Source organism: Nonomuraea turcica (assembly GCF_030718205.1).
Taxonomy (GTDB): domain Bacteria; phylum Actinomycetota; class Actinomycetes; order Streptosporangiales; family Streptosporangiaceae; genus Nonomuraea.
This window is the reverse complement of the sequence record NZ_JAUZQF010000050.1, coordinates 35,973-44,271: the sequence shown is the minus strand read 5'-3', so window position 1 is coordinate 44,271 and position 8,299 is coordinate 35,973. Positions and strand designations below refer to the sequence as shown.

At 69.8% G+C, this 8,299-nt stretch carries 10 protein-coding genes; all 10 read right to left on the bottom strand.

The annotated features are described in order from the left end of the window. Positions 1-106 precede the first annotated feature (106 nt). The 10 genes from Q9G87_RS58285 to Q9G87_RS58240 are packed head-to-tail and all read right to left on the bottom strand — an operon-like array spanning position 107 to position 8,147. Positions 107-544 (bottom strand): mycothiol-dependent nitroreductase Rv2466c family protein, encoded by a 438-nt coding sequence (locus Q9G87_RS58285; RefSeq protein WP_305925308.1) that lies wholly within the window; start codon positions 542-544, stop codon positions 107-109. Positions 545-602: 58 nt separating this feature from the next. Beyond that, on the bottom strand, positions 603-1,310 hold the full coding sequence (locus Q9G87_RS58280) for a 3'-5' exonuclease (RefSeq protein ID WP_305925307.1): 708 nt from the start codon (positions 1,308-1,310) through the stop codon (positions 603-605). A gap of 40 nt (positions 1,311-1,350) precedes the next feature. Then, positions 1,351-2,319, bottom strand: a complete 969-nt coding sequence (locus Q9G87_RS58275; RefSeq protein WP_305925306.1) for a phosphoribosylaminoimidazolesuccinocarboxamide synthase — start codon at positions 2,317-2,319, stop codon at positions 1,351-1,353. Between the two features lie 28 nt (positions 2,320-2,347). Continuing rightward, a complete protein-coding gene (locus tag Q9G87_RS58270) occupies positions 2,348-3,103 on the bottom strand; it encodes an HAD family hydrolase (protein WP_305925305.1) in 756 nt (251 codons plus the stop codon). Positions 3,104-3,162: 59 nt separating this feature from the next. Beyond that, on the bottom strand, positions 3,163-3,936 hold the full coding sequence (locus Q9G87_RS58265; protein WP_305925304.1) for a dTMP kinase: 774 nt from the start codon (positions 3,934-3,936) through the stop codon (positions 3,163-3,165). 14 nt (positions 3,937-3,950) lie between these two features. Further along, positions 3,951-5,135 carry a DegT/DnrJ/EryC1/StrS family aminotransferase gene (locus Q9G87_RS58260; RefSeq protein ID WP_305925303.1) on the bottom strand — a complete coding sequence of 395 codons (1,185 nt, stop codon included), beginning with the start codon at positions 5,133-5,135 and terminating at the stop codon, positions 3,951-3,953. After that, positions 5,132-6,169, bottom strand: coding sequence for a radical SAM protein (locus Q9G87_RS58255; protein WP_305925302.1), 1,038 nt, complete (start codon positions 6,167-6,169; stop codon positions 5,132-5,134). Before Q9G87_RS58255 ends, Q9G87_RS58260 begins: the two co-directional genes overlap by 4 nt. Further along, positions 6,159-6,875, bottom strand: a complete 717-nt coding sequence (locus tag Q9G87_RS58250; RefSeq protein ID WP_305925301.1) for a dTMP kinase — start codon at positions 6,873-6,875, stop codon at positions 6,159-6,161. The genes Q9G87_RS58255 and Q9G87_RS58250 overlap by 11 nt, the downstream gene beginning before the upstream one ends. Further along, complete coding sequence (locus Q9G87_RS58245; RefSeq protein WP_305925300.1) at positions 6,872-7,699, bottom strand: class I SAM-dependent methyltransferase; 828 nt, start codon at positions 7,697-7,699, stop codon at positions 6,872-6,874. The genes Q9G87_RS58250 and Q9G87_RS58245 overlap by 4 nt, the downstream gene beginning before the upstream one ends. Further along, positions 7,683-8,147, bottom strand: a complete 465-nt coding sequence (locus tag Q9G87_RS58240; protein ID WP_305925299.1) for a phosphoribosyltransferase — start codon at positions 8,145-8,147, stop codon at positions 7,683-7,685. The genes Q9G87_RS58245 and Q9G87_RS58240 overlap by 17 nt, the downstream gene beginning before the upstream one ends. Positions 8,148-8,299 lie beyond the last annotated feature (152 nt).

Sequence of the window (8,299 nt, the reverse complement as noted above, 5' to 3'; positions counted from 1 at the left end):
ATCCTGGTGGAGACCGAGCCCGGATTGTTCGCTCAGCCGCGTCCGTAGCACGACCGCGACGTTCCTGACCAGCGCGCCCCACTCAGTCCAAGCGACGAAAGGGACATCAACTCGCGCAACGCCCTCTGATGAGCTGATCGAACTCCGTGCTTGTGGCGGCAGCCGCCAGCGAACCAGGCAGGCCCACCTCCGCGAGAGCTTCGGTGATAACGGTGGGATCGTTGCGACGCCTTTGGTTGTGGAGCCGGGTGCCGATGGCGGTGTACATCGGTCCGAGGACGCCGCGGCCACCGTGCTCAGCGGCTGCCGCGCAGACCCGCACCAGGTCCCCTGCCTTCGTCATCAGGTCCCGGTAGTCCTCGCTGAGTCCCTTGCCCTCGCGCTGGACGAGGTTTAGGTAGGCCAGCGACATGATCCGCCAATCGGCGCGCACCGGCCGAACCTGCTCGACCTCCAGGAGCCAGCGCGAGGTGATCCACGCCCAGGGGCACAGCGGATCGAACCAGAACGGGACCTCGTCGCAGTCCGAGTGTTCCTTGATCATCAGAAGAGCACCGTCCTCTCTCAGACCGGATTTGTATGTGCCCTCTCCCGCCGGAAGGTTAGGTGTCGAACAATTCTTCTTGGGCGGGCATGTTGCACTTGGCCGTGCGCCCCGCGATCTTCACCAGAGCCGCGAGATCGCTGAGCTGATCGTCCGCAGCGCTGACGAGCCGGACGAACACCTGCGCGGTGACATCGACGTCGGCGTAGGCCCTGTGGCGATCCGCCGGCTGTTTGATGGCGAAATGCGCCAGCAGCGTGTCGAGTTTGTGGTTCGGCAGACCTGGGGCGACGTATTTGGCCAGCGGGATGGTGTCAAGAAGGTCAATGCGGGCCAGCGCCGGGCAGTGCTCGCGCTGGTTGTGGATGATGTTGGCCTCGGTGGCGGCGTGTTGAGCCACCAGCAAGTACTGCTTGTCCGGAGCGAATCGCCGATCCAGTGCGCCCAGCGCTTCGGCCGCGGTCGGGGCCTGCCCGACCTGCTTGGGGGTTAGGCCGGTTTGAGCCGTAACGGCTGGCGTCACCGGAGCAAACGCGGGCGGTCGGATGAGAGATGCGCTTTTGCCGACCTCCGTCCACGTGCCGTCCTCGTAGCGGAGTGCGAGAGCGGCGACCTCGATGGGCTGGGCCGGGTACCCCTTGGGAGTCGTCGCCTCGAAGTCGATGACCACGAACGTCGTGGCCAGGAAGGCGGGGTCTTCCGTCAATCCGCCCATGTATCCACCGCTCTCGCAGGTTCCGTGGCGTTGCCGCCCCACGCCCGCCACATCGAGAAGAGCATGCCCGAGCGCCAGCCGTCCTGTGCCGTCATTGACTGATGAGGCGCGCAACGGCCCGCGTGGCGGCCTTCAGGTCCGGCGCGTTCCAGAGTCGCTCGTCCGTCCAGGTCTCGCTCAGGGACCGGTACAGATCCGACATCACCGGCAGGAACTCGGGCGGGAGTGGTGCCGGCTGCGGCCACCGACCCCTGGGCACGCCCTCGGCGATCAGCCTTCTGACGGGCACCTCGAGCCCGTTGTCCACGTACCAGTTCCGCAGGACCTGCTTGCCGCAGTGCACGCCGTTGAACATCAGGCGGCTCTCGTCAGGTGTACCGGGACTGTCGGCCAGCACGATGCGCGCATCGCTCGACACCAGGAACTCGACCTTGCCGTCGGAGTGGCTCAGCCCGAGCTTGCGGGCGTGCTCGGTCAGCACCTCGTTGACCTTGACGGTGGTGTCGCGCATCGCCTGGAACTGCTCGTCGCTCAGACCGGCGAGGCGCTGAGCCTCGGGCCCGCCCACAATCCGGTTGACGTCTTCCCGCGTCGTCGCGTACTCGATGAACCGATGCCGCAGCGTCTCGCCGACCTCAGGGATGCTGCGAAGCCCAACCTCGGCCAGTGTCAGCGCGCCGGCTGCGAGCCGGCGGTGAACGGAGCTTCCTTGAGGGAGTTCGTTGCGGAAGAGGACCTGCACGGGAATGAGGTAGTTTCCAGCGCCCGGGGTGAGCGGCCCGGCGTCCGGGTCAGGGACACGCGCGAGATCGAACTCGATCCGATTCGGGGCGATGAACCGGCGGAAATGGGTTCGCACGCCCGCCGCCTCCAACATCGTGAAGTTGAAGACGGCCATGCGGCAGATCGCCTCGCCTTTCCCGGGGATCAGGTCCGGCATCCTGCCGTAATGGAACACCGTGTAGTTGTCCGTGTACTCGAAGCGTCCGACACCTTCCCTCGTTGTCGTGGGAGGTTCGATGATCTCCAGGTTCTTGGTCGAGTGAAGGACGGGCATCATGCTCTCCTGGTGCGACGGCCTCACGCCGTCATCTGTCGGAATCTGCTGATCGTGGCGCCGAGGTGTCCGGCGCAGCGTCATGCGGCGCGGCCGCCGTCTCGCGGGCGGAACCTGGCCTGAGCCCGCCACGCCGCAGCGTCCCGCGCGGCATCGGCGCCCCGGCGCCTGAAACGACGCGGCTTGCGGCTCCGTCAGTGCTTTCGTCGGTGGGCGCGAGGTGACCGTCGACCACCTTGAGCACATGCATGCCGGCCGCGCGGGCGGCGGTGACGCCGTCGGGAGCGTCGTCGACGGCGAGGCAGCGGTCCGGCGGGACGTCGAGGCGTCGGGCAGCCTCGAGGTACAGGTCGGGGGCCGGCTTGCCGTGCGTGACGTCTTCTCGCGCGACGACGGCTGCGAACTCCCGCCTCAGGCCCATAGCGTCGATCCCTGGATCGACGAGAAGTCGGCTGGCGCCCGATGCCACGGCGCAGGGCAGTCCATCACGGCGTGCGGCGCGCAGCAGCGAGACGACGCACCCGACGGGGGAGATCCTGTGCAGGGTAGCCAGCAGGTGAGTGCGGCTGTGTCGGATGATCTCGTCGTGGGGCAGCGACCGGCCGCCCGGTAGCGCGGCCAGCAGGTCGTGGATGGACAGGCCGACGTGTCGGCCATACCAGTCGTGGTCCAGGTCGACGCCGTGCGGCTGCAGTGCCACTCGCAGTGCCTGCTCGTGGCTGGACCTCGTGTCGGCGAGGGTTCCGTCGAAGTCGAGGACCAGGGCCCCGATGCCGTCGGGGATCACGGGCGCGCAGCACCTCGCTGAAGCCGGTCCCGGGCAGGCCGAGGGGCGGGCCGCCTCGTTCATGCCTGCGCCGATTCCCCGCGGCGGCCGCAGCACATGCACCGGGCTCCCGGGCCCTGCCACGGCTCGCGCAAGCAGCCCAGGTCGGTCCCGGCACCGTGGATCCATGCCCGGATCAGCTCGGCCGCCTCGTGCTCGCCGACGCTGCGCCGGTCCACGACCCGGTAGCGTGCCGGATCGGTGGCGGCCAGTCGCTCGAAGAGCGCGCATGCCTCACGCATGAACGTGGCCTGCTCGGTCGTGAACACGCACCGGTCACGCCGTTGCGCGCGCACGATGGCCTCGCAGGCGTCGTCGGTGACGAGGATCGTGAGGTCGGGGAGCGGCCGGTAGGAGGACGCGAACTCCAGCAGAGCGGTTGCCGTTTCAAGGGCGGTATCCGGGTCGTCGGGGCGCAGCTGCAGAGCCTGGCACACTGCCGTGGAATCGACGCCGCGGCCCTCGACGACGGCGCGCCCGCTGGACAGCTCGGGAATGACGGTGTCCAAGTCATACCGCTTGATAGCCAGCAGGAAGACAGCCTCGGCTAAGGGATTGCCCGCGCGCAGGAACGGGTCCCCTGCGCTGGCCTCGCGCAGGCAGCGGAGCAGGGCTTCGCCCAGTCCCGGGCGCCCGCTCGCCCGCTGGGAGAACCCGTCGAGCCTCAGCGGCTTGCCGTCGAAGGCTTCTTCGACGGCGCGGTTGGTCAGATACGTCTTGCCGACTCCGGTGATGCCTTCGATGGAGATCAGCGGGCCGCGGGTGCAGTGATGGTGTACCGGTGTGATGGTCATGCGGCAGGATCCGTTCAGGGGCGAGGACAGGGTGCCGCCGGAAGGGTCGTCCCGGTCAGGGGCGTCGGTGTGGAGTTCCGGGTTGCCGGTCGCGTGGCCCATGCGGTGGCCTCTTTGGTGATGACGGCGGCGTAGCGGTCGAGTGTGGTCTCGGTGTCGCGTTCGGTGAGGGTGACAGCGAGCATGTGGTCGAGGATCTGGGCGGCGCCGCGGCACGGCTGGCCGGAGTCGGTGAACATGGGCCGGGTGTCGCAGGGCACGAGCCGGAAGCTGCCGGTGGAGTTTGGCACTCCCTGCTGCGCGAGGTGTTCGGCGAACGCTCGGGGGTTCGGCAGGTCGATGTGAAGGAGCGGGGCGAAGCCGTTCCACTCCTCGCGCACAGCTGGTGCGAGAGCGGTCAGGCCGGGTGCCCGCTCCAGGGCGTGCAGCAGGTGGCGGGTTTGTGTGCGGCGTAGTTCCACCAGGGTTGCGAGGCGGCGGAGGTTGGCCAGGGCGATCGCGGCGAGGGGGGCAGCGAGGCGGGAGTTGGTTGCCAGGCGGCTCAGCGGAGCGTCGCCCGGAGGAGCCGGCTGCCAGTGGCTGCGGAACGCGGTCGCGTGCTCTGCCACGTCGCGGCGGGCGGTGAGCAGGAAGCCGCCCTCGCCGCTCCACAGGATCTTGCCGTCCTTCATGCTGAAGCAGCCGACGGTGCCGACCATGCCGGCCCGCTGCCCGTCGCGGGCGGTGCCGACGGCCTGCGCGGCGTCCTCGACGATGGCGAGCCCGTGCTCGGATGCGAACGCCGCCAGGGCCGCCGGGTCACCCATCCGGCCCCACAGGTGCACTGGGATGATCGCCCGAGTCCGCGAGGTGACCTTGCGGGCCGCGTCGCCGTAGTCCAGGTCCAGGGTGGCCGGGTCGCTATCGACGAACACTGGCGTTGCCCCGAGGGCGCCCAGGGGTGCCACGGTCATAACGACGGTCAGCGCCGGCACGAGGACTTCGTTGCCGGGGCCGATGCCGCAGGCGGACAGCGCGGCGTGTAGGGCCGCGGTGCCGGAGGCGACCGCGACGGCGTGCGGGACGCCGAACGCCTCGGCCAGGTCGCGCTCCAGCTGCCCGGCGGCCGGACCGCCGCTCGGGTCGGGCATCTGCCCGAGCACGACGGCGAGCTGATCTGCGAGCAGCTGTGCGCCGCCGGGGACCGGAGGGAGCGTCATTGGACGGCCTCCGGGTTCAGCAGCCGCGGCATGTCCAGCACGAGCGGCCACATGTTCACGCAGTCTCGGCTGAACAGCGAGCAGTTCGTGCACGCGGGCCTCGTGGCGAACAGTGTGCGCGCGTCGCTGTCTCGGATGGTGCGCCGCCGCTCGGGTGGGGTGGCGGCGATCCGGCGGTCGGACGGGCAGTCCCAGACCGAGCCGTCGGGCTGGATGAAGAACAGGCGGGCGCCGCCGAAGCAGTCGGGCACATGCCCGCTCTCCTGGGTAGAGATCGCGGAGACAAAGCGCCGTGCGTAGGAGGGGTCCGGAAGCGCCAGCCTTCCCGGCTCGTCGTAGAGGCGGCCGAGCTGCTCGGCCACGGCGGGCGCGTCTTCGCGGCGGTGGGTCAGCTCCTCGAAAAGCTTGTGGTCGGGCGCCAGGGAGATCGGCTGGGGGACGTAGTAGTCCACGCCGAGCTCGTCGGCCAGACGGGCCATGTCGGTGATCTCGTGCGGGCGTTCCCGCATCACCACGGTGTAGATCCCGACCCGCGGCGCGTGCCGGTCGCCCCGGGCGTCCAGCAGGGCGCGGATACCGGCCAGAACATCCACGTAGCCGAAGCGGCCCGACCGCGACGGGCGCAGCCGGTCGTTGGTCTGCGCGTCCGCGCTGTCCAGGGAGACCGAAACGCCGTCGACGCAGAGCGCGATCAGCCGTTCGGCCACCGGCGGGCGAGTGAGTGGGATCCCGTTGGTGGCGATCACGACCTGACAGCCGGCCTCCTTGATGAGTTCGATCACCTCCAGCGTGGGGGGCCAGTCCAGCGGTTCGCCGCCGGCGATGACAACCCGCCCGATCGGCGAGCCGGCCAGGGTCCGCGCGAACGCCTTGAGCGCCCGAGGCGGCAGGTCGGTGCGGGACAGATGCGACAGGACACCGACCTCGGTGGGCGGGACCTGTTGGTGCTCCTCGATCGTGCCGAAGTAGCAGTGGGGGCAGGCGAACCCGCAGGGCGAGCGCAGGCCCCAGAGCAGGGTCGCATCACGCAGCACGGTCAGCCTCCCGCTGCTTCACGAGGTCCCGCACGACCGCGCCCACCGCGTCGGCGACCGCCTCAGCGGGCCGCCCGGCGGTGTCGATCACGGTGTATCGGTCGGGCTCAGCGGCGGCCAACCCGGCGTAGAGGGCGTCGGCCTGCTCGATCACGCGCACGTCCCGTAGCGCCAGCGTCCGTCCGATCCGGTCGGCGAAACGGCGCGTGCACACCTCCAGGTCGCCGGTCAGCAGGACGGTGGCGTCAGGCCGGGGCCGCCACCGCGACATCGTCGAGAGCACGTGCCCTGCGACGTACGCAGGATCCGCTTCCGGCACGTGCTCGCAGAGGATCGCGGCCTGATAGACGGCGACGGTGTCGACGCCGCGGTCCTCGATGACCACCTCGGGCACGGTCGAAAGGCTGGCGAGACGCTCGGCCTCGCGGATCTTCAGCGCGAGCAGGGCCAACGTCTCCGCGACCGGATGCCCGGTGCGCAGACACACGTCGTCCTCCGTGGCCAGCGCGGAGATCACGCGTCCGGTCAGAGTGTCGCCAGCCTGGTCGGTGACTTCGTCCAGCAGCAGGCACCGCTCATTGAGACAGGCGGCGACCGCTCGCGCTGCAGTGGTTTTTCCGACGCCGTTGATGCCCTCGATGGTCACCCACAGCGGCCGGGCAGGGGCGGACTCACGGCGCGGCGCGGAGACAGCGGCGGCACTCACGCGGGCCTCCGGCACACGTACAGAAGCTCGGTCGCCGTCTTCGGCACTGACACCGCCGAGACCGTGTCCAGCAACGCCGCAGGGACGCGCGTGGCAAGGTCGTGGTACCAGTCGGCCGCACCCTGCCCGTACCGTTCGGCGAGCTCGCCGGCCACCGCGTCCGGCTCGGGCGGCAGCAGGCCCATGACGTCCTCCACGACTAGGCCCGCCTCGCCGACGACCTGCTCCACCTCCTTCCTCGACCACTCGTAGACGTGGACGCGGTACCGCAGAGGCCTCGGCGGGGGGCCGAACGCCTGCGGCGTGGACAGGAACAGCGCCCCGCCGGGCGCGAGCGCCTGGGCTGTGCTGCGCAGGCTGCGCGCACCGAGTTCGAAGGGCAGATGCTCCAGCGCCGAGGTGTACAGCGCCACGTCGAAGGCGGGCAGCTCCGGCCAGGGCTCGGCCACATCGCACTCGATGAGCTCCACCGGGAAGAGCCCTCCGTACGTCTTGAGCAAGAACGCGATCCGTTCTCGGGCCTCGCTCAGGTTGCCGGGGCTGACGTCCAGCCCGACGTACTGCTCGATGTCCGGCGCGTACCGGTACAGCAGCGGCAGCGCCAGCCCGCGGCCGCAGCACACGTCCAGCACCTTCGCGCCCGGCGCGCACCGCTCGGCGACGATGAGGTGCTGCATCATGTTCATCAGCCCCGATACCTTGGCCTCCCCGCGCTGCAGCGCCGCGTAGAAGTCATCCATCTGGTTGGTGCTGTACGAGCCGATCATGGGGGTCCCGGGCCGGGTGCAGAACTGCTCGGGAAGCTGATTAGTGCTCGTGCTCATCGTTGCCCTCCCAGGGGAAGACCACCCACCCGTGGGTGATCGTGCCGATGTAGGTGACGGCAGCCTCAGCCGGGAGACGGCCCTCCCAGTTGTCCTCGTTCACCACGCACACCGCGGTCCGAACCCGACTGGCTCCTGCGTCGGCGACCAGTCCCCCCGCGGCGGCGAGGGTGTGCCCCATGCCGGCGACGTCATCCACGATCAGGACGTCCCGGCCGGCGAGGTCGCCCAGCGAAGCCGGGTTGACGGCCACTGGCTGCGCGGTCTTCGCGGCGTTGGTGCTGTCGTCCGCAGTGTGGGTTACCTCGACCGCCCGGAGATCCCGCAGCCGGAGTTGGTGGGCGAGCATGACGGCCGGGATGGCACCACCGCGCAGGACTGCTACCAAGGTCTGGGGAGCGCTGTCCGCTCCGACCGCCTCGGCGATCCGGCTGACCAACTCTTCCACTCGATCCCACGTCAGGTGCGTAACCCCTCGCCCGTCGCTGCCAGTCGCCGTCGCCGGCAGGATCGCGTCCGCCCGCGGTTCGGAAGTGGCGGTACGAGGGGGTGATGCGTCCGACATGAATGTCGCCTCGCTTCCTAGAAACCCTCGGGGCG